The following is a 22,943-nucleotide window of genomic DNA, read 5'->3' on the forward strand; positions in this document are numbered from 1 at the left end:
ATTTAAGGGAAGCAGACGTTCACTGACGTCTGCTTTCTGCATTTCTATCAGTTGGTTATCCCTTCTTTCACGTTCACCCTCGTTCACTAAAAACCACTCGAAGCCATACCCATTTGCTGGTAAATATGTTGGTAATGGTAGTTCGATTACGTTTTTACCAACAGACGGGGGATGCGGTTATGCCACTTACTGATACTAAAGTAAAAAATGCTAAACCCCTTGAGAAGGAATACAAGCTGACCGATGGCTTTGGTATGTTCCTTCGCGTTACCCCCAAGGGTTCCAAATACTGGCAAATGGCTTACCGCTTCGAAGGAAAGCAAAAACTTTTCTCTATTGGTGTTTACCCTGCTGTTTCACTTGCTGATGCAAGACAACGTCGTGATGAGGCCAGAAGGCTTCTTGCTCAGGGCATTGACCCTAATGCAAAGAAACAGGCAGAGGTTAAAGAACTAAAGGCCAAGCGTGATAAGACATGCACCTTCACTGTGGTGGCAAAAGCTTGGTTCGCCACAAAAACAAAATGGTCAGAAGATTACGGTGATTCCGTATGGAAGCGCCTTGAAACCTATGTCTTCCCGGCGATTGGAGATAAAGATGTTGCCGAACTGGATACGGGTGACCTGCTGGTTCCGGTGAAAAAGGTTGAGGCACTTGGCTATCTTGAAGTTGCCATGCGCATTCAACAATACATTACGGCGATCCTCCGTCATGCTGTCCAGCAAAAGCTGATACGCCATAACCCTGCCTATGACATGGAAGGTGCTGTTCAGAAACCACAGACTGAACACCGCCCTGCGTTAGAGCTGGAAGAAATCCCTCAACTACTGAAAAAAATTGCCGAATACAAAGGTCGCAGGTTAACCATACTGGCAATCCAGCTCAATCTGATGATTTTTATTCGTTCCAGTGAGCTTCGTTTCGCTCGCTGGTCAGAAATTGATTTCAAAAGTAAGTTATGGGTGATACCCGAACAGCGTGAAGCGATTGAAAACGTCAAACATTCAACTCGTGGGGCAAAAATGAAGCGTAAGCACTTCGTCCCCCTTTGTAAGCAGGCCATGAAGATACTCAAAGAGATCCGACAACTGACTTATGAAGAAGGTCATGATGACGGATTAATCTTTACTGGCTGTTATGACTCGTTTAAGCCCATGAGCGAAAATACCATCAACAAAGCCCTTCGCAATATGGGCTATGACACGAAGCAGGACATCTGTGGACACGGTTTCCGCACACTGGCCTGTAGTGCCTTAATTGAGTCAGGTTTGTGGTCAGAAGACGCTGTAGAGCTTCAAATGAGTCACAAGGAAAGCAATAGTGTCCGTGCTGCTTACACTCACAAGGCCAAGCATCTTGATCAGCGCCGCCTGATGCTGCAGTGGTGGGCTGATTATCTTGACGCTAACAGCTATGGCATGATCAGGCCGTTTGAGTTTGCTCATCACAAGTAAAAACTTGAAAGCCAAGGATGGCTTGCCTTCCCTCTTTAAGTTATTAATATAAGTAGTTTATCAAGGACTGAAATAGGCAATATATGTCATCCAGTAATAGCAACAGTAGTTCAACATTTTCAGTATTAAGCTTTGTAGATGGATTATGGGATTTAGCGAAAGTTGCAAAAGTGATTTATTTTACTATTTGCTTTGATGTTCTTTTTTTCTGTTTGAAAGGAAATGGCCTCTTTGGTATTAAGCTGGGTAAAGAGTTCGACCTCTCGTTAGCAGATCTGGCCGGAATGATTATAGCTTTAGGCATTTTCTCATCGGTTATATTAGAAATTACAACTTTATGTTTTAACCTACTCCTGATAAGAATTAAGTATAGTAATATACTACAAAATAAAGATGAGAGAATCTACCAAAAGTCATCTACTGAAGTTTTTATGTATGAACTACGAGATGATGCCTTAGAAAATGGTGACGATATGTCATTTAAATTGTATATCGAAGAAAAAAGCAAAAGAGAGAAAAACCACAAAGAAGGAAGGTCGACCGAAATTATTGCCTTCGGCACTGTTTTTGTTTTCTCTATAGAATGGTATTTATCTTTATCAGACGGTTCCAGTAAGATGTTTATTGACTGGTTATGGGAGCAATCTAAGCATAGCGATCCAATAACACCGCATTACCTTATTGGTCTGTTAGTTTCGTCTGCATTATTTTTCTACGCTGTAGCGGTTTGTTGGCCTACAGATCATGACCGTAAAATATATTATCCTAAGCTTGCGAAAAAACTGAGAAAAAAAGAAGAAGACTGGAAGAAAAAATTTGATAACATGTAATATATTTTAAAGGGCCTTTCGGCCCTTTCATTTCCCCTTAAAGGGAACTCTCCATTGGAGAGAATACATATCCCCAAGCTTGGGGCAAATCAATCAGCCCATTGGGCTGTAAACCACTCCCCATATATGGGGCAATCAGACACTTCATGAAGTGAATATTCTCAAGGAACACTTATTAAGTATAATATTAAATGTCGGTTGTCAAATATATCTGGCTATTTTTGAAAAAAATCATCATAGCCACTAACTACGAATGAATTAAATCCTCCATAAAAAGTCTGGAGGATTAAACCAATTTCCTGATATCTTTACTATTTTATATCTGATGTTATATTTCTTAATATCAGGACAAGGAAAATAACAGACTTGCTTTATTTTCACAATGACTATCATTATTTAGTTGGCAGAACAAAAATGCACAGGAGAGCTATTTGAGCCATAGCTTGTAAAACCACCGCTGCATTGATATCCCAGTGAAGTATAACCACCCGCTGAAGTTCCAGTTCCTGAAGTTGGTTTGATACTTCCAAGATCTTTTGGATAGCTTCCCCCACAAGCCTGATAGCACATTGCAACAGATACACCACTACTCGCAGCCCACACACCATTAACACAGGATAAAACGGCACCTGCTGGTGTTCTGCCCTGTAATCCGTTTGGTGCGCATCCGGCACCGACCTGTGCTTGCCCGTTAAGTTGTAAAAACTCACCAACTGTGGTTCTTCCACCTGATACGACTGCCCCTGCTCCATAAACCTGACCAGCGGCATCAATATTGCCATTAGAATGAATATAATTGGAAAGCACCCTGTTTGAATTCATATCTGCTGCAGAATCGATATTACCAGATGAATGAATATAACCACCATATAACCCTGCTGATGTCTGAACGTTTTTACCCACATAAGCAGTTATAGTATTAACATCCGTCATATTCCAGCCACCACCGTATTTCTGAAAATAAATACCACCATCGCCTAATGTTCGGAACCAGTTTTGAGTATAGGTTTCCCCACGAGATGCCAAAGTCGATCCTGAAACAGTATTGTTTGAATTGAGATTTCCATTGACCTGACTATTACCTCCGACTGTTAAGTCAGAACCTATTACTCCAGCTCCATTTACGGTTAAGCTGCCTGTCGTGGTTGTGCCACCTACATTTAACGTAGTTCCTACGGTTGCTGCCCCGTTATTTTTTAATACACCTGTCGTTGTGGTGCCTGCCGCTGTTATATTCTGTGCATTATAAACACTCTGACCACCCATATTTAAATCGCCTGTCATAGGGAGCGTCCCGTCTCTGCGAAGATAAACCGAATAAAGTGAGCTGTTAAACCCAACCCTGAATGCCAGTAGCCCTTCACTGTTTATATTATTATAAGCCGTTGATGGTTCGTTCCATTGCCCCTGAAAACCCGCAACAGCACTTGCTGTTCGCGTCATACCACTGTCGATACCCGCAGTCTGCATGGCTTTTCCTAACAAGTCATAACGGATTTTTCCACCTTCACTCCACGCAGAAGACGTTGTAATAAGTCCATTGATAACATAGTTAGGCGCAGTCCCGTCTCGTTTTAACAAAATTTTATAAGGTGATTTATAGATATTCATCCCATTGAATGTATCAGGTAAAAGACTTTCATTTACCAAGGTAGCATACGTAATTTCACAGCCTGTTGCATTACATGTTCTTGGTCCGGGGTCGCTGGACTGATTTGAACTGGCTGTCAGTGTTGATATCTTATCGTAGCGCAAACTGATATATCCATTAACAGCCTGCCCTATCTGATTTATCTGTTGCCCGGCTGTTTTAGCAGTAAAATCATCTTGTTCATTTTTCATATCCTGAAATTTTACAAATGTGATCATTGAGCCTACACCAAGAACCAAAATAAGTTCTAATAGAGAAAAGCCCTTTTTATTTGATTTACCCATTTTCATTTCCTTTTATATCACACATCATGATCAAATAACAAAAACACAGAAATAATCAAGACAAAAACACAGAAATAATCAAGATATATTAAAGAGGTTTTTATTAATAACATTAAACACATTAAATGGAAAATAACTAAACATTAGCACATTGTATTATCATTTTTAATATCAGCATGAAGAGTCAAGTTGCCTCCTTTCCTTTTTTAGAAAATCATTCCTGCCTCCCCACCATATCCTCAAGAAATCTTTTACCTTTTAGCCTGAATCTTGCTTTATCTTCAGCACTAAGATTCGAAGACTATAATATCATCCCTAAGATAAATTCTTTATCGACATCTTCTACTTTACAGCCCACAGCTTTAGCTACTTCTGCACCTAAAATTATTTTCAGGCGTGTCTCCGCTTGCTTGGACATCGATTTTTCTTTACTTTTTAGCCGATTCAGACTCATTTGAGCTGAAGCAATTTTTTGCTTAATTGTTTTTTCTGTTCTTGGCTTTCTGTTTTTATCATCCGCATTCATAATACTTTTCCTTTTAGTTGTTAAAAACATCAAATACAATTAAAAAAGGGAAAGGTCAAACCATAGGCAGAGGGTTGAATGCTTTGCATTCCAGATTAAATTACGCAGCACGAGATGATTGTTTGAAACAATCACCTGCTGAACAGGCTTGCCCTGTTAATGATAGGATTTATCCTGAAAAAAAGGTGTTTTGGTTTTAAAAATAAGATTTCAGTAAGCTAAAAATAAAATCATGCAACACAAACGAGTGCAACCACTAACATTAAATACCTCACACTCTCCGCGTTACTTATTTTATCAAATCAATGAAATCGTTTTAACCTGACACTTTAACTCTCTGATTTTTAGTCTTAATCTGTGAATTGTGCAACACGTAAAAGTAATTTTTATTTTCACTATTTTTTCTAATTTTCACTTTCCCGCCTTACGGCGGGAGGAAAAAACCCTCTTTTTGCCCTTACGGGCGCTATCTAAAGCCCAAATATTCAAGATTATTATCCTACCTCAACCGCTTATCCGATTCTAGCCCTGATAATTTCACAGACATCAAAACTAGCGTTATTATTTAACTATAGAAAAACTTTTCACATTGTCGTTATTTTTAGCTCCTTTAGGAGATATAAAAATAAAGCAATGCCCACCTATACACTCACTTCGTGAGCGTGTGGGGTCTACCGACGGTTGCCTGCCGCAGGCTAAAAGCAAGGTCAACGTCAACACCAGAGTTTTTCTTGCGAAAAACTAAAACCAGCATAGTCGCATTGGAGATTTATATTTTGGTTTGATATTTAAATTTATATTGAGGTTGTTTTTATTGTATGGCTATTTTTCATCTTGATTTTAAAATTGTGAAACGTTCTGAAGGTAGATCTTCCGTTGCGAAAGCTGCCTATCATGCGCGTTGCAGAATAACAGATGAAAGAACAGGTGATACTTATGATTATAGCCGCCGTAATGACCTGAGCGGGCATTTCATATTAGCACCTGTTAATGTTCCTCAACATATTATAAAAGACTCTACCGCATTGTGGAATGAAGTCGAAAGCGTTGAGCGCCAGAACAACGGTCAGACAGCCCGTTATTTCGATGTTGCCATTCCTGCCGAGTTAAACAATGATGACAAGAAAAAACTTGTTCTTGAATATTGTCAGAAAAATTTCGTTGAGAAAGGGATGATTGCCGATATCGCTTTCCACGATCTTGATAGCGATAACCCACACGCTCACGTTATGTTGACATTAAAAACCATAGGCCCGGAAGGCTTCGGCAAAAAAGAAAGAAGCTGGAACGACAGAAAAATGTCTGTATTCTGGCGTGAATCATGGGCATCAATGGCTAACAGCTACCTTGCTGCTGCTGGTTCATCAGAACGTATTGATCATCGTTCTCTCCAAGCCCAGCATGAGGAAGCGTTAGAAAAAGCAGCAGTAGCTTTAGATAATGAAGAACAAGCACTGTGGCTTGCTAAAGCCGCTGAAACAAACCGCCCTCCAATGAAGCGTATTCACAGCGGCAAATGGCGTAGTAAAGCTGCTCAGGAACAAAGAGCCGCAGAACAGGCTGTTCGTGATGCAGCGAAGCAGGAAGCGGTTGAAGTCTATAAAACATTCAGTGAACTTGATCTTGAAATCGTCGTTGATGTCAGAAGCTTCACCGTGGCTGCTCTTGCTGAACCAGAACAAATCGTATTACCTGAAACACACTCCGGCTCTTCTACTGATGAGAATCAAAGACCTGTATTGGTAGCACCAGCTCCTCATACTCGTATGCGTGGCGTTAAATCTTACCGTGATAAAACAAAAGTCAGTAAGGTCGCTGCAGGTAAGAAACCATCAGTCAGTATTTCTGATTCTGGAACAAATACTATCCTGAAAACATCCTCCTCTCAAAACCCAAACAGGGCATCCAGAAGCGCCCCTGAACGTGTTAGGATGACACAGGCTATTCCACGTCAGGATAATATTTTTAAACGCTTCACAACTCTTGTTATAGATTTTTTCAAGCAGAAGTTTGTATGGGCTAAAGTAAACAAATCCCAAATTGATCTTATCAGTGAAGAACATGATAAACGTGTAGCTGAAAACTATGTCTTTGATGAGGTATTGGGCCGTCGTGTTCCTCGCGATGAATATGAGAAACAAGCCAAGTTTAACCAAGATGACTACAAACCAACACTGGATGAGATCAGGCGTTTTCCAAGTCGTATTAATAGCGTTAAATCCGTTAGTAATTACGATAATGGGATATCACCTTCATTATCTCCCGAACGAATGGAGGGAGTAAAATTTCTAAAACTCAAACCATCAGGCTCTAATATCACCAAGAGCAAATGACAACTAAATACTTTTGATATAGAATGTAAAATCACTCTAACGCGAATGGTTTGTTAAAAATGGATCTTAATAATCATATAATTGATAATTTAAATTATTATTTAAATACAAGCACTCCAGAATATGCTTTCATGATTACAGGCGGGTGGGGAGCTGGAAAAACCCATTTTATAGAAAGTTTCATAAAGGAATATAATAAAACCGCCGTTAATAATAAGTCTGGCAATAGAATAATAAAAATAAGCCTATTCGGATTTAAAACCACATCCAGTATTGACGAAATGATTTTCCAATCATTACACCCCCTATTAGGCCACAGATATACCAAGTTAGCTGGTAATATTCTAAAGGGAGCATTAAAGCTCGGTTGTAAGATAGATATAAACGGCGACAGCACACCAGATATAGATATTAATGCAAGTTTAGATAAAGTAAAATTCAGCGACATATTCTCTACTAATACGGATAGCGGAGAGATCATCATAGCATTGGATGATCTTGAGCGCACTGATATTCCGTTAAAAGAAATTCTAGGATATGTTAATTACCTTGTCGAAATTTCAAAGGTTAAAGTCATTCTCATAGCTAACGAAAAAATTCTATATGAAAAGGATAAATCACACGAGGATAAAACTAAGGATGTTTACTCAAAATTTAAAGAAAAAGTTATCGGTAAAACATTCCAAATCAAACATAATGTTGATACGGTTTTGGATGGCTTCCTTGATGAATCAGAATGTGAATCATTAAAAAGACACAAAGATGTCATTAAAAATATCTATATACGCTCAGAGGATACAAATCTTAGAAAACTCAAACAAAGCATTTTAGATTTTGGATATATAACAAACTTCATTAACGAAGAACAGCTTAAAAACGAGGATTACTCACCGCTGTTAATACGAGTTTTCTTCGCCTTATCATTAGAAATGAAAAGTGGTGAGTTAAGCGAGAGTGAATTAAGAAACAATGAACCATTCAAAAGTGAAAAATCCAATAGCGATGGTTCTAATAATCTATTTTATAAATACGATATTAGTTACAGGAACTTGTATGTAGGTGATCTATGGGCTGATATTTTGTTCAAGGGTGATGCAAGTAATTTAAAGTCAGCCACTGATGAACTTGTGTATTTTAAACAACAAAAAAACAATGAGCACCCCCTCTGGTTCAAATTATGGAATTTTAGCACACTTGATGAAGAACAGTTTATTTCTCTTACCAATCAACTACTTTTGGAGTTCGACTCTCTTCAGGAGGAAGAGTATCAAGTTTATTTACATAAATTAGCCTTAATCATTTACTTCTCAAAAAACTCTCTTATTAGCAGGACAATAGATGAAATAAAAAATACGGTTTATGAATACATAAAAACCTATAAAGATGGCTGGGGAGTTTTATCCTGTCATCCTCTTGCCAATACAGTATTTGGAAACAATACTGGTTATGGCTACTATAATGATTCAGATGAAGATTTTAGGAAATTATTTGATTTATTTATAATTGAACGAAAATCTATTTCTGATAAATTAAAACACCAAGCCGAAATCAGTAGAGCAAACGAACTCCTTACGTATCTTACCCAAGGAAAAAAAGAAGATCTGATTAATATTTTATATACTGAAAATCAATTCAAGCCATTTTTCAACAAATTAAATGTTGACGATTTAGTAAAATGCTTATTACAATCAAATAATCTTATAACATCTTATTTTACTTATATTATAAAAGAGCGTTATACATCAGGAGATACACTCAATGGTAAGAGAGCATATAACTATCTGAAGATTGAAGAAGAGTTTTGGATTGAGTTGAAAAATAAAATCTCGAAAGAAACACCTCGAATGCCGCGCCTAAAAAAACATTTCATGGAACTGCTTGATACTACCATTATGGAAATACTAACAATCCTATCTTCAGTGCCTGATATTTAAGATTCTGGGGCTGGGCATTTTATTGACCAGCCCCTTAAAAATTACATTCTTCTCCTGAACACAACATTATCAGAGAATATCGCCTTACCAGCTATAAACCCAACAGCCGCAATTATTGGTAAGCTGATAGTAGCCCCCGCCATGCCTGTAGACATTCCAATCAGTATAGACAGTCCGAAGGACAGAAAGATAGCCACGGCAGCATACCAGCCGGGGTAAGCTCCATATAAAACAGTCGCCATGCTGTAAGTATCCCTGCAAACCGGACCATTCACATTTAGAGATCTTCCGGCATACTGATTATGTCCCCGGAGGAGATCGCCATGCGCAAAGCACGATTCACCGAACACCAGATCATCGCCGTTCTGAAGTCCGTCGAAGCCGGACGCACCGTTAAGGATGTCTGCCGCGAGGCTGGGATCTCTGAAGCCTCTTACTACAACTGGAAAGCGAAGTTCGGCGGCATGGAAGCCTCTGATATCAAAAAGATGAAGGATCTTGAGGATGAAAACCGTCGACTGAAACAGATGTTTGCGGACCTGAGTCTCGAGTACCGCGCCCTGAAAGACGTTATTGAAAAAAAGCTTTAAAACCAGCGATAAAGCGTGAGCTGGTCAGCTATCTGACCGCGCAGTTTGCCATGAGCTTACGTCAGGCATGCAGGACATTATCGCTGAGCAGGACGGTATTTCGTTATCAGCCGGATGCGCGACGTTATGAGCCGGTGATTATGGCGCTGACCGTGGCGGCTGAACGCTATCCGCGATACGGATTTAAAAAGCTTTTTCAGGTGCTGCGAAGACAGGGCAATACATGGAACCATAAAAGGGTTCACCGTATTTACTGCCTTCTGAAACTGAATTTTCGCCGTAAGGGAAAACAGCGCCTGCCAGTGCGTAATCCGGCTCCGCTGGCGACGCCAGAGGCGATGAACCAGAGCTGGTCCATCGATTTTATGCACGATGCGCTGGTGTGTGGCAGACGCTTCCGGACCTTCAACGTGGTGGATGATTTTAACCGCGAAGCACTGGCGATCGAAATTGACCTGAATATCCCGGCGCAGCGGGTCGTGAGAGTGCTGGACAGGATCGTGGCAAACCGCGGATATCCGCTGAAAATGCGGATGGATAACGGTCCGGAGCTAATCTCGCTGACGCTGGCACAATGGGCAGAAGAACATGGCGTGATGCTGGAGTTTATCAGGCCCGGCAAGCCCACACAGAATGCCTTTATCGAACGGTTCAACCGTACTTACAGGACAGAAATACTGGATTTTTATCTGTTCAGAACGCTGAATGAAGCACGGGAAATTACAGAGCGCTGGCTGGCTGAATATAACAGCGAGCGCCCTCATGAATCCCTGAATAACCTGACGCCGGAAGAATACCGGCTGATAACTGAAAATCCGGAAATCTCAAAAAGTGCGTGGAACTAAAACGGGTGTACTTACACCTGTATCAGTGGATGCTGAACACGATAAGCGTATTGCTGAAAACTATGTGTTTGATGAAGTTCAGGGCATCTATGTGTCACGCGCTGAGCATGAAAGACGTGCAAGATTTAACAGTGACACTTATAGTCCAACACCTGATGAGATCAGGCGCTTTCCAAGTCGCCCTAAAGAAGAACAGCACAAAGCAGATATCGATCTGGACTATACCCCTGCACCTCCGCCAGTATCAGGAAGAAGCAGGAATCATCCATCGTTAAAGCCGTCAAGATTTAATAAAAATAGGTAAATCATCTCAGTATATCTATTCGCTATTTAATAGGTCAATTTGACATATGAAAAATAAGTCACTGACATTTAAAAAGTTAGTTATTTCTCTTACTCTTTGTTTGTTATTCACATATTAAATCTAAACTAAAGCCAAATTAAAATGATATCACTCTTATTTTCAAACCTAAAGATAGCTTGTGTTTTTTCTAACGCTCACAGATGTCAAAAACTTTAAAGAAATTGAAAGAATGATGCGAGATCCTACTTTTCTCGGAAAATCTACTACATGGTATTACTGCTTACAGGATATTCCTTTAACTTCTTTAATAAAGATAGAATAGCTATCCATTGATGGGAATTATCAAACTGTATCTATAGATTCGATTGATTCTTGTTTTAATGTAAACCATCTGCCTCTGTCATGATTTTACTTTGTTCAGGGGATATTATATCCTCTCTTATCAAAAAACGTTTTTTCTTCATTAATAACTCCGATAAAGTTATTACTGTTTAATATAACACTCATTTAATTAAATCAATTATAATCATTACACTTCACATAAAAATAATGTGATTCTATCTTTAGTCAACCATGTCAATGAAACATCCCCATATTAAAATATTATATCATTCAGGTTGTGATTTTTATCCCTCACTTGACGACGATGTTATCGAACGGTGGATTTATAGAAATCGGATAACCTCTTTATCATAACAGCTAAAACCTATCATATATATAAAAAAAACCTATGTATTTTACATTTCATATTCTTACATTATATTTAACCCATTAATAAACGAAAAAAAATCATGCAAAATTTAAATCTCAGGCGATTTTATTGATAATGCATCGAGAAAAACCCCATTGTTTTTCGACAAAAACATTCATAATAATTTTATTGATTATAATTTCCACCAATCTATCTCTTCACGATCATTTAATATTGAAATAGCTTTTCTCAAAAAATCTTCTTTTTGAGAATGTAAATCTAACGTCACTATCAATTCCTTTTTCATAGCAATTTTCCCGTCACATTCATCATTAAATATATAGTTATTTAAAAAATCATTAAGGAAATCACAATAATTTTCATAGTATGCTACGATACCTTTTTTTTCTTTTATAATTGGATCTGTTTGATGCATAATTGCATTTCTATCTATTATAAAATCCTCCATTAAATTTATTCCATTAATTACAAAATCGTTATTCGCATTATCAAATGAAAAATATTTATCAATATATTTTTTTGTTATATTTAAAATTGCATGGTTTTTAACTGATTCAGCGAACCTTTCAATTTTACCGTAAAATTTTAAAGTATTTCCTTCATTATTTAATACATCAACAATGTAAAGATGACTATAAGATAAAACACCCACCATGAACGCTCGTGTACATGAATCAAGAAATGTTGCAATACTGCGATTATATGAATCTATTGTGATTTTCAACAAACAACTCTCTTCACCTTTTTCTCTTTCTATTATTTTAATCCCTTCATACATGCAGGTTATATTTTCACTAAGATAGCTATGTGCATCATTTAACATCCCGAAGACTACATCAGAAAGATTGGGGTCTTCCACAATAATTTGGCTGTATACAAAATCGAATCTCAACTCCAATTTTTTCACCAAATCTTTCAATAATTTTTTATTTCCAATAACGTTGAAATTTAAAAAATCAACATCACTCATTGAGGAAAATATAGTGGAAATTTCTTGATTAGAATATGAAAAACCCATAGTTTCAATAAACGAATCATCTTCTATAGGATTAATATCCTTATATTTGTAATAATCTTTATCAATGAAGAAACTATGTATCTCATTCATAAAAATAATTTCATTTAAATTCTTTTTACACTTTGATAGATTATTAAAAAAATATATTTCAATTGCCCTTAATGAGATCATGTCAATTACATTATTGAATGTATTATCTATATCGACACTTTTCATAAAATCGTTTATATTTAGCATAACACCTCTTCATAAAAACATTAATTGACAAAATTAAAACCTGATTAGTCGAATGTGTACTCTAGTGCGCTATTTGCTCTAATACTAATACAACGCTTGGATAATAATATCCTAACTCATTTTTAAACATAAACTGCTGATCAATAAGATATGCATATGAAAAACACTCTCTTCTATCATTCGGAATAGCACCATCAATCAACTGTTCAATATACTCTTCAGCGATTATTTCTTGTGAACTTACCTTAGTATAAAACACAACAAAAGTTGCTGAAAAATGGCGATCGGCCTGCCCTACCAAACGATTAGCATCACTACGTGCTTCATCCATTTTAAAATTAGTAATAACATTACCTTCGTTTATATTATCAAGATTGTACCACGCATGTTTAGCTTCGATAGCAACATCATCATTTTTATTTGTAATGTAAAGATCAACACGACCTTTACTGGTATCAGTATCGTCCTGAAGACAGCCCTTCATTCTTTTATTTGAAGGGTATTCTTCAATTGCAGCCCAGCCTAATGACCATGCAGCACCGGCAAGAACACTGACATTAGTCCGTTCGTTATACCACCAACAACAATCTTTCTTTCCTAAGAGATCGACATAACGCTGATTTGCCTGAATCCATCCATTCAATAGTTGCTCAATGAAACTATCGTTTACGCATGTTTTTTTTATAATCATATAACACTCCATATCACCATAATGTGCATCACACGTAGTGTGTTCATAATATTTATCATGATTGATTTATTTGCTAAATAGCTTTGCTATAATAGTGCTACACTCGCAGTGTGGTAACGCCTGTCAGCTCTAGCTTCACTCGATGAGAAGTGAAGCATCAATGCGCTAAGTTATTTAGAAAATAGGCGTCTGCATCAAAAAATAAGATAGATAGTTAACAAAAATATTCGTCATGTCAAGCTTAATGTTATCATATCATTATGTAATCATAAAAGAGCACCAACCCATGCAAGAACCCACCCCCACAAGCACTAAAAGACCAACACTTGAAATCCTGCATATCTACGAACGAGATAATCCAGATAAGTATTTGAAATCCTTTCTCATAGAGACTATTTATAAAAATAAAGATATTGGTAATGAGCATAATGACCTAATAACACTTTATTTTCGATGCGTTGGAGAAAAACAAGACCCTGAACTCTCTTTCCGAGCAATCCATACTATTTTAAAGAATGATAATAATGTTATTGTTTTGGAAACTATTTCGCTTACATGCGGATCACTTGGTATTTGGCATAATGATTATAAAGGAAATAGGTTGGGAAGGTGGTTGTTCAACGAAATTGTAACTTGGGCAAAACAGTGGCCTAATGCAGATGTTAACTCAATTAAACTTGGTCCAACAGATGCCACAGAAGATAATCTAAAACGCCGAAATAAAATGTATAGAGGCGCTGGTTTAAAGTTTGACTATGATGATGACGGAAGACGTACTGGTCGATCTCGTGAAATGAAAGCATCAAAATTGATTATTTTATCTTCATGGAAAAAGAGAATGGTGGAAATATCGTGATTCAAAATATTGATGATTATACAAATAATCTGATTAAAGAAAATGAATCACTAAAACGAGAGATGGAAAACAAAAAATTAAGAATCAATTCGTTAAATCAAAAACTTTCTATAATGGAGAGTAAAACAATAAAAGGTATATTACATCGGACATCAAGAGGCATTGTTAAATTCCTAAACCTTATTTTTAAAGATAGATGATAAAGTTGATTTTATATCTTTTATATTATATAGAACGTATGTATCTATAAAAAGGATCCGTATATGTATTATAAGATAATAAAGCCAGAAAAAGACAAGCTAAAAGAAAAATATCAACCCTTTGATGTTTTAAACCTACTTAAAAGATATGATACTGATAAACAGAAGAGAGATTATTATACTATTCTCGATGAACTGCTTACACCTGTGCCATTATCAAAGCAGATTGAGTTTATTAACGAATGGAAAGATGATATACCACGATTGTCTAATGATTATCCTGAACCAGATGGGTTATGGTGGAGTAGAACGGTAAGACGTGGTGAGGTTATGATTGAAGAAGCCATCAATTTACATTTTTGGTATTCTTTTGTTAGTGAAGAAATTTTATCCTTGGTTAAAGATTATCTCCCACAAGATAAAATAGATAAATTGAAAAATAACAGAAATATTACTCATATAAACTTATGGGAATCATTAAATAATCATTAACCAAAAAACATAAAAAGCTTAAAAAATAAAAAGCCGAAATCAATCCGGCTTTATATGTTCAGGAAAATATACTCATATGATTAACTATCTTATTCTCTGTTTTTTAGCGCATCACGATAGCGCTGTTGCTCAACAATGCTTAGATTGGGATCAGATAGAACACTCCGCCCCTTCACAGCAATATCATAATCAATTTGGGATTGTGTTTCATATTCTTTGCTCGGCTTAAAATAATCAGGTTGCGGTGCAGATGACGGCGCAGAATAACCGGAATATGTTTTACTCCCAGCACAACCGAGATAAGCCAGCAGACAGGCAAACAGGAAGAACAACGTCCACGCCACATTGTATCCATTAAGCGTGTATCCGCTACCATTCACATCTGAAAACACACCATTAAACCTGACAGCATAGACAATCAGGAACGATGAAAGAATAACAGCCCTGCTTTTACCTACGCTTAAATACTTACGCATAAATTTTATCATTGGTATCAGCGTGACCGCAAACAGCCCAATAGCAGCAACAACCAGCCATATAGGGAACAGTTCGTATTTTTGTGTTATATTCTGCGATACCGTCATCAGTGATATTACTAAGAAAGCGTTAAGCAGAAAAAGCCTCAGGGCCATCGATACTTTAACATTCTTTGATGCCTTACGGAGAAACAGCACCGGAGCCAGTGATGGTATGTTCATCAGCAGGCCAATGAAAAACACCCAATAGATAGTGTTCATAGCGTCTTTTCCTGTAATTACCGAGCTGCCCAACCGTTATTGGTCTTCACCAGAACAATTTGGGCTTCTTCTGGTTCAGCCATCCCCTTAACACCAGAGAACGCATTTTTATCAACCCACCCCGGAACGCCATCCAGTTTCCACGTATAGGTCACTTGCGTGATTTTAGCGCCATAACCTTCACTCGGTTCAGTCCAACTTGTGATCTCGGCGACAGCACGGTGACCGACACAGGCACCTTCTTTGCGATCCCAAAAATCAACCTCTTGGCTTTTGTCTGTTACTTCCAGAACATCAACACTGCTAAAACCGTTAGACTGCTGTGAAACAGTGAGCAGCCCTTGTTCAACAAGTCCTTTAAGGATTTCATCACTGGCACTGTATCCGGCAGAACGGTAGCCGCGATTAACCTTAACCGGAAAACCTTTGTTGAATACAATGTCGTTGCCCTGCAGGGAGTAGCACAGCTTTGATTGTGATATTTTCGCGTTGATCGCTTTTTCAAAGTCGCCCTTCTCACCACATCCCGCCAGAAAAAGAGCTGTGCCAGCAACGAGTAAAATCTTCTTCATCTTCCTATCCATCCCGATAATCAAAAATGCTGTTATGTAGAGGTAGCCTGCTGCGCACCAGTAGCCGTTACAGCTTGCTTTGACAGACATAACGAAGCAAAACCACCTGATTAACCAATTGATAGGATTCAATTATTTTTGTGGTCCGTCATATCGTTTGTAACGATCAAAAACAAAATAACGATAGATGTTACCTATCGTTAAATTTACATCGATCGATAAAATCAATTAAAATACCGATCGATAAATCATTTTCAATCGCTATAATCTATCAATAAGTTATTATTGATCTGCAATACCGATCATTTTCTTGCTAGAGGAATCGTTAATGAGTAAAGTAAACCAGAGGGCCACCAGACAGTTTACGAGCTAGTTCAAGTGGATAGAGCGTTGAACCATAAGACAAGCGGCTAATGTCGATTTATGGCCTTTAGATAGCTTTGATTAATGCAACATCAGGGAAAGCCACAATGAATGATGCCATTAGCTGATTGGATAAAAAGGTCATAGGCTTCTTTCACTATCAATTGACACAACATTTTTGATCTCCAGCGACAATACAGCGCTGGTTATGAACTCTTTACGCCTATTTTTACGTTTTACTGTTTATATGGAGTTAACATGAAAAAATTGTTTATCGCGGCACTGCTGATCCTGCCGCTTACTGCTTGCACTACATATGGCAATAAATCCCTGAAAGACGAATCCCAACAGACCGTAAAAACAAAAATCGTTAAAGGGAAAACTACCCAGCAAGATGTTATTAACTCATTCGGTGAGCCTCAGACGCGAGCCACCAATGACGGTCAGGAAATGTGGTCCTATTCCAGTATGTCAGGCGAAAGTCAGATCTCGAACTACATTCCCGGATTAGCTCTGCTGAAAAACAGTAGCACAGCGCATATGAATTCGTTAGAGATTTGGTTCAAGGGGAATGTTGTTGACCGATATAATTTCAGTCAGACGGCGAGTAAGGTTTCGCGTGGGTTGTTGGATTAAAAATATTTGATGTAGAGCCTACAAAAAACATTTATTTTTAGGCTCTTTTATTTTCGAAGTTTACCCTATATTAAAAAATCATTCCTGTTCCTCATCAAGTTTTCTCTCATATTTTCTTTTTATATATTTCGCCGAATTTTCTATATAAGGGTAAACTGTACTTTCATTTATATTCATTTTATCGAGATCCTCAAGTATTGTTTCTTTGTCATCATGACTAATAATTATCCGTTCAATCATGATCTCTGGAGTTCCAAAGTCTGGCATAATCATCTCTGTACCAAAAAGCAGAAATGAGCCAGATTGAGAAACAATTCTGCCATTGCTTTTCTTACCTTTAACACAAACAATATTTTTTAGATCATTAGGAATTATTTTATGAAGGAAATAAGCTTTATCTTCTTTTATAAAATGAAGCAATCGTCCTACTTCTGAAAGACTGTTAAAGGCTTGAATCTTAGAAATTGACTCCGATTTATTTTTATCTCCCTTATATAACTAAAACTCTTCCTCAGTCAATAAATACTCTTCCCGTTGAAGATTATTCCCAATAGTCTCTTTATCATTCACAGATAATCTTGATATATTTGAAAGACAACTAACAGTATCTGAATCAAAATACTTTATTGATTTCTGATTTATGAAAAAAACTATCACTTCTCCATCGTTTTCATTTCTGTTCGATGAACAGGCAAAATAAAGAGCCATTAACGGATTTGAAGTTATATCTAATAAACGCGTAGGTAATGAATAATGCTGCATGCGAACGAGTTTTTCTAAAGTCGTTTTATCTTCATGAAAATCGTTAGGGTTTTCTACTAACAATTCCGTTGCCATAACATTTTCATGCTTTCTATATAAATAACGCCCACTTTCATTAGTTCTATTGATAGAGGGTTCAAGTTTGTATATTACATCGCTATGACCTCGATAGAAAATATCATACCCTTTCCGTTTTGGCTTCGACAAAACATGTTCCATAAAAATATGTAATGAAGTAGCTCGAAAGGAAATGAATTTTTCAGATGCTTTATCCTCTGTCGGAATACGAACATCATCCATTTCTACAATATTTTGAAGCTCAATGCCTTCACTTTCAATAATAGAATAAAAATCCAGATCTTTAATAGCCCAGTGTGTTCTCATAATTTCATATTTTGAAAGACCAAGCGAAGGTAGAACTATATTATTTATTTCTCCATTATGAATTCTATGCGTGAAAGTGTACTCAAATTCAACTTTGTATTTGTCTGCAGTTATAGATTTCAATGCCCCCACAAATGCATCGCCCTGTAGATTTTCCATAAGGAATAAACAAAGGAGCGTTTTAATTTCCTCTATCTGTTCTTTTGTAAGCTCTTTATATTTTCTAATTATTTTATCTTCAGTATGTTCCAAAAAACGTGATCTAGTAAAATCGTAACTACCATTAGCTTCACTCCATGCTTGAGTATCTGCTGTAACAAAAAGGTTATACAATTTATGCCTCCTTATACTTAAAATGAACTAAATGTCATTACAATTACTATTTAATTAATCCTCTACTTAATATCCACCAAAAGAACTAATGGGAAGGTATGCTTCTCCTGTCTGCGATGAATGCCTTCTCACTCGTGAAATTATATCGTCAAACTTCATACCACCAGATAAGAACAAATACAAATGGCTATAATCTAGCAATATAAGTGGGGTGCGACTGCCAGATGACTCTTTTATAGCAACTGATGAATATCCAGAAATCGATATCATTATTGCCATAGTATTGTCTGCCATTTTGTTAACTTTTGCTTTCAAAGTGTCAATATCAATAGCATCAGACTGTGTTTTTTGGAACTTCAACTCAACTATATATGTGGTTCCCTCAACAGTTAACGCACCATCCACCTGTCTACCATTAGTTTTGTATGGTTTTCTGCTAATTATCTCACAGAAATCAGTAAGCCTAAAAAACCATTCTTCAAATGCATAACCGCCATTTTGTGTTCCAATGTCTTTATGCAAATTTTCAAACTCTGATCTTAATTTTAGTAAATCAGTTTCAGAACGTTTTACTTCTTCCCTTTCTTTTTTCGACCGATCTCTATATTCTTTTTTTTCTCTCTCGTTTTGAGATTTCTCTTTCTGTTTTGAGATATATATCCTTAACTCTTGAACTGATTTATTTGCCGATAATATCATTTGCTGAGAGTCCTCCCACCCCCTTAAATCAGGAAATGATATTTGCTCAGACAAATTAATTGCCATTGTACAAATAACACTATTTCCTTTAGGATTACTCTGCAATTTTGGGAATAAGCGGTCTAAAAAATTCCGTTTTGATTCATCCTCACGCCATGTTGATATAAAACTTTCTGAGATATGACAAGATAACAAAAATTTTTTCAACGCAGGTTTTCGCCAAAATGATCTCAAAAGAGCCTCATAGACTAACGTAATCAAGACAGGAGTAATCTGAATGTCCAAATCGATATCCTTACTATCGAGCAATGACCAGTGCTGCGCACTAACTATTTATAAATAGATGATAGAGTTTTACCATGATACTTCGCTATGAAAAACTCAATGCTGGGCAAGTAGTAGTAAAAACAAATTGCCAACAAGAGTGATTGAAAAAACATCAAAAACAGATAGTTACGATCACTCATGTATCGCAAACGTGATTTTAAGCCTATCAACAGCCTGAGATAACGCCTCATAGAGGTCGCCCTCACTCTCATGCCCGAACTCACCGTTCCTGAACATTACCACATAGCCATTGGTCAGATCTCGCATATGGGTAAGGTTTATCAGCTCGATAGCTATTCTGATGTCTGTACTTTTGTATTCAGCTACTGGATAGCACATGTCAGCGTGAAGTACGATACCGCCAAGGGCTTCCACTTCGGATAAGAAGTTATCTTCGGCTATGGCCTTACGCAGATCTAGCAGGCTAAGCGCATTCATCAATGCGGCTTCATCTGGTGCATTGACTTTCACCCTGCCACAGTAATAATAATCATCCAGAACACTAACGGGCGTGTTGGGATGCTGGCTGTTGTAGGTTTGGGTTTCTGACATCAGCGATCTGATTGTTTCTTCGCTGACTTGGCTGAGTTCAGAAATCAATCTTCCATACACATTTACCATTCGCGCCTTATCGTATTCATCTGCTGATTCAGACAGAAAGAAAGAAAGAACCGTAATCTTTGATAATGGTATGTTTTCATTGGCGTTAAAGAGCGTAATGATTTTAATATTATTCATTGTTTGATTTTCCTTTTTTTTTTATTTTTAATACCATATTTGTTTTAGAAAAATCAAATTTAACTCAGGTTATATAAAAAACATTTCACACGACGTTTATATATGAAGCATTCTCGCTCATCTTATTTACTCAATAACGACACATCATCTGTGTAAATACCTTTAAATATTATCCCAATCTAACGGTTCTTCTGGTGGTAAAAGAGTTGCGGCCTCAACAGCGATACATCCTCCCATCCTTTTACTCATCATCGCTCCTTGGCGCTTTTTAGCCTGTAATCTTGCGATTAACAAATCTATATCCTCTTGGCTATTTACGTCTTCTATGACTGACTCAATTGATCTATCTTCTTCTTTAATGTTTTTATTTCTTCGGTCAATGCTGGCAACGCTTTCTGGTTGTTCTTCCATTACTTCTTTCTTTTTTACAATCTCTGAAACAAAGCGAGCACGATCACCATTGAAGACAATAGCTGGGTTTATAAAATACCAGTTTTTTTCATTAGTTTTAGCAATAATACGTTTCTCTATAAGTTCTTTTATCCCCCGGTAAAAGATAGACTCAGACAAAGCAAATTGATCTATTTTTTCTGCGAGCGACATTGCTTTTTTACAACTCAGATAAAAGTGATCTTTCCCAATCGCATCCTGATATATACGTAAAAAGATAAAAAATACTTTGTAAGCTGTTTTCGTTAAATCAAAGTACGCTTTTATCTGGGAGGTGTAGAGCTTAATGAACTCTTCTTTATCGACCTCTTGTGTATGTACGATATTGGAAAAATAAGTTTTGCTGGTATCCTTCCTTTCAATAAGTTCTGTTCCTCTTGAAACAGTCAGGTTTCTCTTTCTTGTTTCAATCTTTAGCTCGATCTCAAAGCAAAAAGGATTTAAGCCTAAATCTAAATCAACTTCTATTTCATTCATTTTATTCTTGCCTCTTGTTATTTTATTTATAATTAATTAAATACCATGCACAAAATAGATATCAAGTTTTTTTGCATATTTTTTGCGAAAATATTTTTAAAATCGCAAGTATTCCAGTGACTATAATTTAAAGCACAGTCATTTTTAATCTATAAAATGACATAGAAACTGACTACAAAGTCAGGAAAGCTCACTGTACAGTCAGGAATACTGACCATAGAGTCAGGAACACTGACCGTACAGTCAGTCACCTATTTTCGTCATAAGCCTTATACCGCAAGGGCTACAAGCCGATTTTGTCTTAATTTAATTTTGCAAGAAGTAAGAGACAATACTTAAGAGGGTTAAAAGAAACCGGGCGATTTTTTGATCGCCATATGGGGTTTCAACATTTGGCAATGATGGACTATTTTTAAGTAAAAAATATAATTTTCATTGCGAAGCTTTCCTTTTTATTGCACTAACATCTTTTTTGAAAATCACTGCCCTCTATGAGCTAACGCTCATGTGCTGAAGCACGGCTACGCCCTAACACTGAAATTAATATATTTTCATCTTGATAAGGTAGTTTTCATATTGGCTAGGAAAGTCGAAAAGGATCGGATTTAGATCGTTTCATCATTCTATTGTAAAACCGATCCCATGATAGAGTTTAGTGTTAAGTTTATAAAATAGGCTATTTACTCTTCAACATATGAAATATATTCACAGAATCAGCACTTAGTGATTGTTCAAGACAATCACATTGCTGGAACAGGGTTCACCCCTGTTGATGATGGATTTATCCATAAAGAAGAGCGGCGTAGCCGCCAGTTAAATACGTTATTGTGACTGGTTATTACCTGTCAATAAGATCTTCTGGTAAAACTCTGTCACGTTTCATTTTCTCCCATATTTTTTGTAGCCTCTCGCACCTTAGCTCTTGTGCCCTTTTCTCACCAATCTCCAGATAGTATTCTTCACGGCGCTCCGCTACTACCTTGCGGAGCTTCTTCAACAGTTGGTTCAAGGTTTTTAAATCAGTTGTAGCTGCTTCAGCTTGGATTTTTCTATACATATACATTACGTAGAATTCATCAATCATATTATAACCCTTGGTTTTATCATTCATGTATTTCCCTCTTTCGAGGGAATAATCATAATATTTAAGATCAAACAACTGTCATTTTCAGCTTCCAATAAACAGGATCTTCATTTCCATCCTGATTTATATTTCTTGAAACAAGTTCAATGATATGATCAAGATGCCAATGTAATATTTCATCCTTTAAATCATTTTTATTTACACCAGCCAAATTATTTTTAATAGAGTATTTCATTACCTCACGAGTTATCACTACATCATAAATAACTTCTGAAAGCTTACCCCAACTCATAATATAGATTGCTGTTTCAGGATCACTTTCATAAATATTATATATCTCATCACAAAACCCTTGTAAAATGTTAGCAATAAGATGGTTTTTTGTTTTATCATAACTGTTCAATACAATCTCTTTCATTTTCTC

The 22,943-nt window shown here is 36.9% G+C and carries 20 protein-coding genes and 3 pseudogenes; 9 read left to right on the top strand and 14 right to left on the bottom strand.

Features of this window, described 5'->3' with window-relative positions; all coding sequences use genetic code 11:
• The first annotated feature begins 179 nt into the window (after positions 1-179).
• Complete coding sequence (locus CNE01S_RS19320; protein WP_061277884.1) at positions 180-1,454, top strand: tyrosine-type recombinase/integrase; 1,275 nt, start codon at positions 180-182, stop codon at positions 1,452-1,454.
• 83 nt (positions 1,455-1,537) lie between these two features.
• Entirely contained in the window at positions 1,538-2,284 is a 747-nt protein-coding gene (locus CNE01S_RS19325) for a hypothetical protein (protein ID WP_138089253.1), read from the top strand.
• A gap of 396 nt (positions 2,285-2,680) precedes the next feature.
• Here CNE01S_RS19325 and CNE01S_RS24685 read toward each other — a convergent pair whose 3' ends face one another.
• Positions 2,681-4,219, bottom strand: a complete 1,539-nt coding sequence (locus tag CNE01S_RS24685; protein ID WP_138089252.1) for a shufflon system plasmid conjugative transfer pilus tip adhesin PilV — start codon at positions 4,217-4,219, stop codon at positions 2,681-2,683.
• Positions 4,220-4,433: 214 nt separating this feature from the next.
• Positions 4,434-4,745, bottom strand: a pseudogene (locus tag CNE01S_RS19335) (conjugal transfer protein TraD).
• An 818-nt stretch (positions 4,746-5,563) separates the two neighbouring features.
• Here CNE01S_RS19335 and mobQ point away from each other — a divergent pair.
• Entirely contained in the window at positions 5,564-7,078 is a 1,515-nt protein-coding gene (gene mobQ / locus CNE01S_RS19340; protein ID WP_061277847.1) for a MobQ family relaxase, read from the top strand.
• A gap of 59 nt (positions 7,079-7,137) precedes the next feature.
• Positions 7,138-9,012 carry a P-loop NTPase fold protein gene (locus tag CNE01S_RS19345; RefSeq protein WP_061277848.1) on the top strand — a complete coding sequence of 625 codons (1,875 nt, stop codon included), beginning with the start codon at positions 7,138-7,140 and terminating at the stop codon, positions 9,010-9,012.
• A gap of 41 nt (positions 9,013-9,053) precedes the next feature.
• Here CNE01S_RS19345 and CNE01S_RS19350 read toward each other — a convergent pair.
• A pseudogene (locus CNE01S_RS19350) lies at positions 9,054-9,263 on the bottom strand (hypothetical protein); the annotation flags it as partial.
• 72 nt (positions 9,264-9,335) lie between these two features.
• Between CNE01S_RS19350 and CNE01S_RS19360 the strand changes: the two are divergent.
• Positions 9,336-10,447 (top strand): IS3 family transposase gene (locus CNE01S_RS19360; RefSeq protein ID WP_096753973.1). Its coding sequence is split into 2 segments (ribosomal slippage): positions 9,336-9,597 and positions 9,597-10,447, totalling 1,113 coding nucleotides; the frame shifts between segments, so codons are not numbered across the junction.
• 16 nt (positions 10,448-10,463) lie between these two features.
• Positions 10,464-10,751, top strand: a pseudogene (locus tag CNE01S_RS19365) (MobQ family relaxase); the annotation flags it as partial.
• Positions 10,752-11,635: 884 nt separating this feature from the next.
• Here CNE01S_RS19365 and CNE01S_RS19370 read toward each other — a convergent pair.
• A complete protein-coding gene (locus CNE01S_RS19370; protein WP_061277853.1) occupies positions 11,636-12,718 on the bottom strand; it encodes a hypothetical protein in 1,083 nt (360 codons plus the stop codon).
• Between the two features lie 61 nt (positions 12,719-12,779).
• The gene (locus CNE01S_RS19375) at positions 12,780-13,409 is read right to left on the bottom strand and encodes a hypothetical protein (RefSeq protein WP_061277854.1); all 630 of its coding nucleotides are present in this window, start codon (positions 13,407-13,409) and stop codon (positions 12,780-12,782) included.
• 286 nt (positions 13,410-13,695) lie between these two features.
• Here CNE01S_RS19375 and CNE01S_RS25385 point away from each other — a divergent pair, with 286 nt between their 5' ends.
• Positions 13,696-14,265 carry a hypothetical protein gene (locus tag CNE01S_RS25385; RefSeq protein WP_138089250.1) on the top strand — a complete coding sequence of 190 codons (570 nt, stop codon included), beginning with the start codon at positions 13,696-13,698 and terminating at the stop codon, positions 14,263-14,265.
• Positions 14,266-14,528: 263 nt separating this feature from the next.
• A complete protein-coding gene (locus tag CNE01S_RS19385) occupies positions 14,529-14,957 on the top strand; it encodes a hypothetical protein (protein ID WP_061277856.1) in 429 nt (142 codons plus the stop codon).
• A gap of 89 nt (positions 14,958-15,046) precedes the next feature.
• On the opposite strand, the gene CNE01S_RS19390 is transcribed toward CNE01S_RS19385, so the two are convergent.
• Complete coding sequence (locus CNE01S_RS19390; protein WP_061277857.1) at positions 15,047-15,694, bottom strand: hypothetical protein; 648 nt, start codon at positions 15,692-15,694, stop codon at positions 15,047-15,049.
• 17 nt (positions 15,695-15,711) lie between these two features.
• On the bottom strand, positions 15,712-16,266 hold the full coding sequence (locus CNE01S_RS19395; RefSeq protein ID WP_061277885.1) for a membrane lipoprotein lipid attachment site-containing protein: 555 nt from the start codon (positions 16,264-16,266) through the stop codon (positions 15,712-15,714).
• A gap of 621 nt (positions 16,267-16,887) precedes the next feature.
• Here CNE01S_RS19395 and CNE01S_RS19400 point away from each other — a divergent pair.
• Positions 16,888-17,265, top strand: coding sequence for an SEN1984 family lipoprotein (locus CNE01S_RS19400; RefSeq protein ID WP_061277858.1), 378 nt, complete (start codon positions 16,888-16,890; stop codon positions 17,263-17,265).
• Positions 17,266-17,343: 78 nt separating this feature from the next.
• On the opposite strand, the gene CNE01S_RS25065 is transcribed toward CNE01S_RS19400, so the two are convergent.
• The 7 genes from CNE01S_RS25065 to CNE01S_RS19440 form a co-directional block, all read right to left on the bottom strand.
• Entirely contained in the window at positions 17,344-17,685 is a 342-nt protein-coding gene (locus CNE01S_RS25065) for a hypothetical protein (RefSeq protein ID WP_061277859.1), read from the bottom strand.
• A 78-nt stretch (positions 17,686-17,763) separates the two neighbouring features.
• Complete coding sequence (locus tag CNE01S_RS19410; RefSeq protein WP_061277860.1) at positions 17,764-18,744, bottom strand: FRG domain-containing protein; 981 nt, start codon at positions 18,742-18,744, stop codon at positions 17,764-17,766.
• Positions 18,745-18,810: 66 nt separating this feature from the next.
• Positions 18,811-19,728, bottom strand: coding sequence for a hypothetical protein (locus tag CNE01S_RS19415; protein WP_217495794.1), 918 nt, complete (start codon positions 19,726-19,728; stop codon positions 18,811-18,813).
• Positions 19,729-19,902: 174 nt separating this feature from the next.
• Complete coding sequence (locus tag CNE01S_RS25070) at positions 19,903-20,508, bottom strand: hypothetical protein (protein WP_082763251.1); 606 nt, start codon at positions 20,506-20,508, stop codon at positions 19,903-19,905.
• A 162-nt stretch (positions 20,509-20,670) separates the two neighbouring features.
• On the bottom strand, positions 20,671-21,435 hold the full coding sequence (locus CNE01S_RS19430; protein WP_061277861.1) for a hypothetical protein: 765 nt from the start codon (positions 21,433-21,435) through the stop codon (positions 20,671-20,673).
• A gap of 838 nt (positions 21,436-22,273) precedes the next feature.
• Complete coding sequence (locus CNE01S_RS19435) at positions 22,274-22,519, bottom strand: H-NS family histone-like protein (RefSeq protein ID WP_174522189.1); 246 nt, start codon at positions 22,517-22,519, stop codon at positions 22,274-22,276.
• A 67-nt stretch (positions 22,520-22,586) separates the two neighbouring features.
• Positions 22,587-22,937, bottom strand: a complete 351-nt coding sequence (locus CNE01S_RS19440; protein ID WP_061277862.1) for a hypothetical protein — start codon at positions 22,935-22,937, stop codon at positions 22,587-22,589.
• Between the last annotated feature and the right edge of the window lie 6 nt (positions 22,938-22,943).

This window comes from Cedecea neteri NBRC 105707 = ATCC 33855 (assembly GCF_001571265.1).
Classification (GTDB): Bacteria; Pseudomonadota; Gammaproteobacteria; order Enterobacterales; family Enterobacteriaceae; genus Cedecea; species Cedecea neteri.

What these genes read in the sequence shown, in the direction of transcription:
- CNE01S_RS19435 (WP_174522189.1), bottom strand. Translation starts at nt 22,519, where the DNA reads ATGATTGATGAATTCTACGTAATGTATATGTATAGAAAAATCCAAGCT.
- mobQ (WP_061277847.1), top strand. Translation starts at nt 5,564, where the DNA reads ATGGCTATTTTTCATCTTGATTTTAAAATTGTGAAACGTTCTGAAGGT.
- CNE01S_RS19400 (WP_061277858.1), top strand. Translation starts at nt 16,888, where the DNA reads ATGAAAAAATTGTTTATCGCGGCACTGCTGATCCTGCCGCTTACTGCT.
- CNE01S_RS19440 (WP_061277862.1), bottom strand. Translation starts at nt 22,937, where the DNA reads ATGAAAGAGATTGTATTGAACAGTTATGATAAAACAAAAAACCATCTT.
- CNE01S_RS25070 (WP_082763251.1), bottom strand. Translation starts at nt 20,508, where the DNA reads ATGAATAATATTAAAATCATTACGCTCTTTAACGCCAATGAAAACATA.
- CNE01S_RS19390 (WP_061277857.1), bottom strand. Translation starts at nt 15,694, where the DNA reads ATGAACACTATCTATTGGGTGTTTTTCATTGGCCTGCTGATGAACATA.
- CNE01S_RS19325 (WP_138089253.1), top strand. Translation starts at nt 1,538, where the DNA reads ATGTCATCCAGTAATAGCAACAGTAGTTCAACATTTTCAGTATTAAGC.
- CNE01S_RS19375 (WP_061277854.1), bottom strand. Translation starts at nt 13,409, where the DNA reads ATGATTATAAAAAAAACATGCGTAAACGATAGTTTCATTGAGCAACTA.
- CNE01S_RS19430 (WP_061277861.1), bottom strand. Translation starts at nt 21,435, where the DNA reads ATGAATGAAATAGAAGTTGATTTAGATTTAGGCTTAAATCCTTTTTGC.
- CNE01S_RS19370 (WP_061277853.1), bottom strand. Translation starts at nt 12,718, where the DNA reads ATGCTAAATATAAACGATTTTATGAAAAGTGTCGATATAGATAATACA.
- CNE01S_RS19395 (WP_061277885.1), bottom strand. Translation starts at nt 16,266, where the DNA reads ATGAAGAAGATTTTACTCGTTGCTGGCACAGCTCTTTTTCTGGCGGGA.
- CNE01S_RS19320 (WP_061277884.1), top strand. Translation starts at nt 180, where the DNA reads ATGCCACTTACTGATACTAAAGTAAAAAATGCTAAACCCCTTGAGAAG.
- CNE01S_RS19385 (WP_061277856.1), top strand. Translation starts at nt 14,529, where the DNA reads ATGTATTATAAGATAATAAAGCCAGAAAAAGACAAGCTAAAAGAAAAA.
- CNE01S_RS19345 (WP_061277848.1), top strand. Translation starts at nt 7,138, where the DNA reads ATGGATCTTAATAATCATATAATTGATAATTTAAATTATTATTTAAAT.
- CNE01S_RS24685 (WP_138089252.1), bottom strand. Translation starts at nt 4,219, where the DNA reads ATGGGTAAATCAAATAAAAAGGGCTTTTCTCTATTAGAACTTATTTTG.
- CNE01S_RS25385 (WP_138089250.1), top strand. Translation starts at nt 13,696, where the DNA reads ATGCAAGAACCCACCCCCACAAGCACTAAAAGACCAACACTTGAAATC.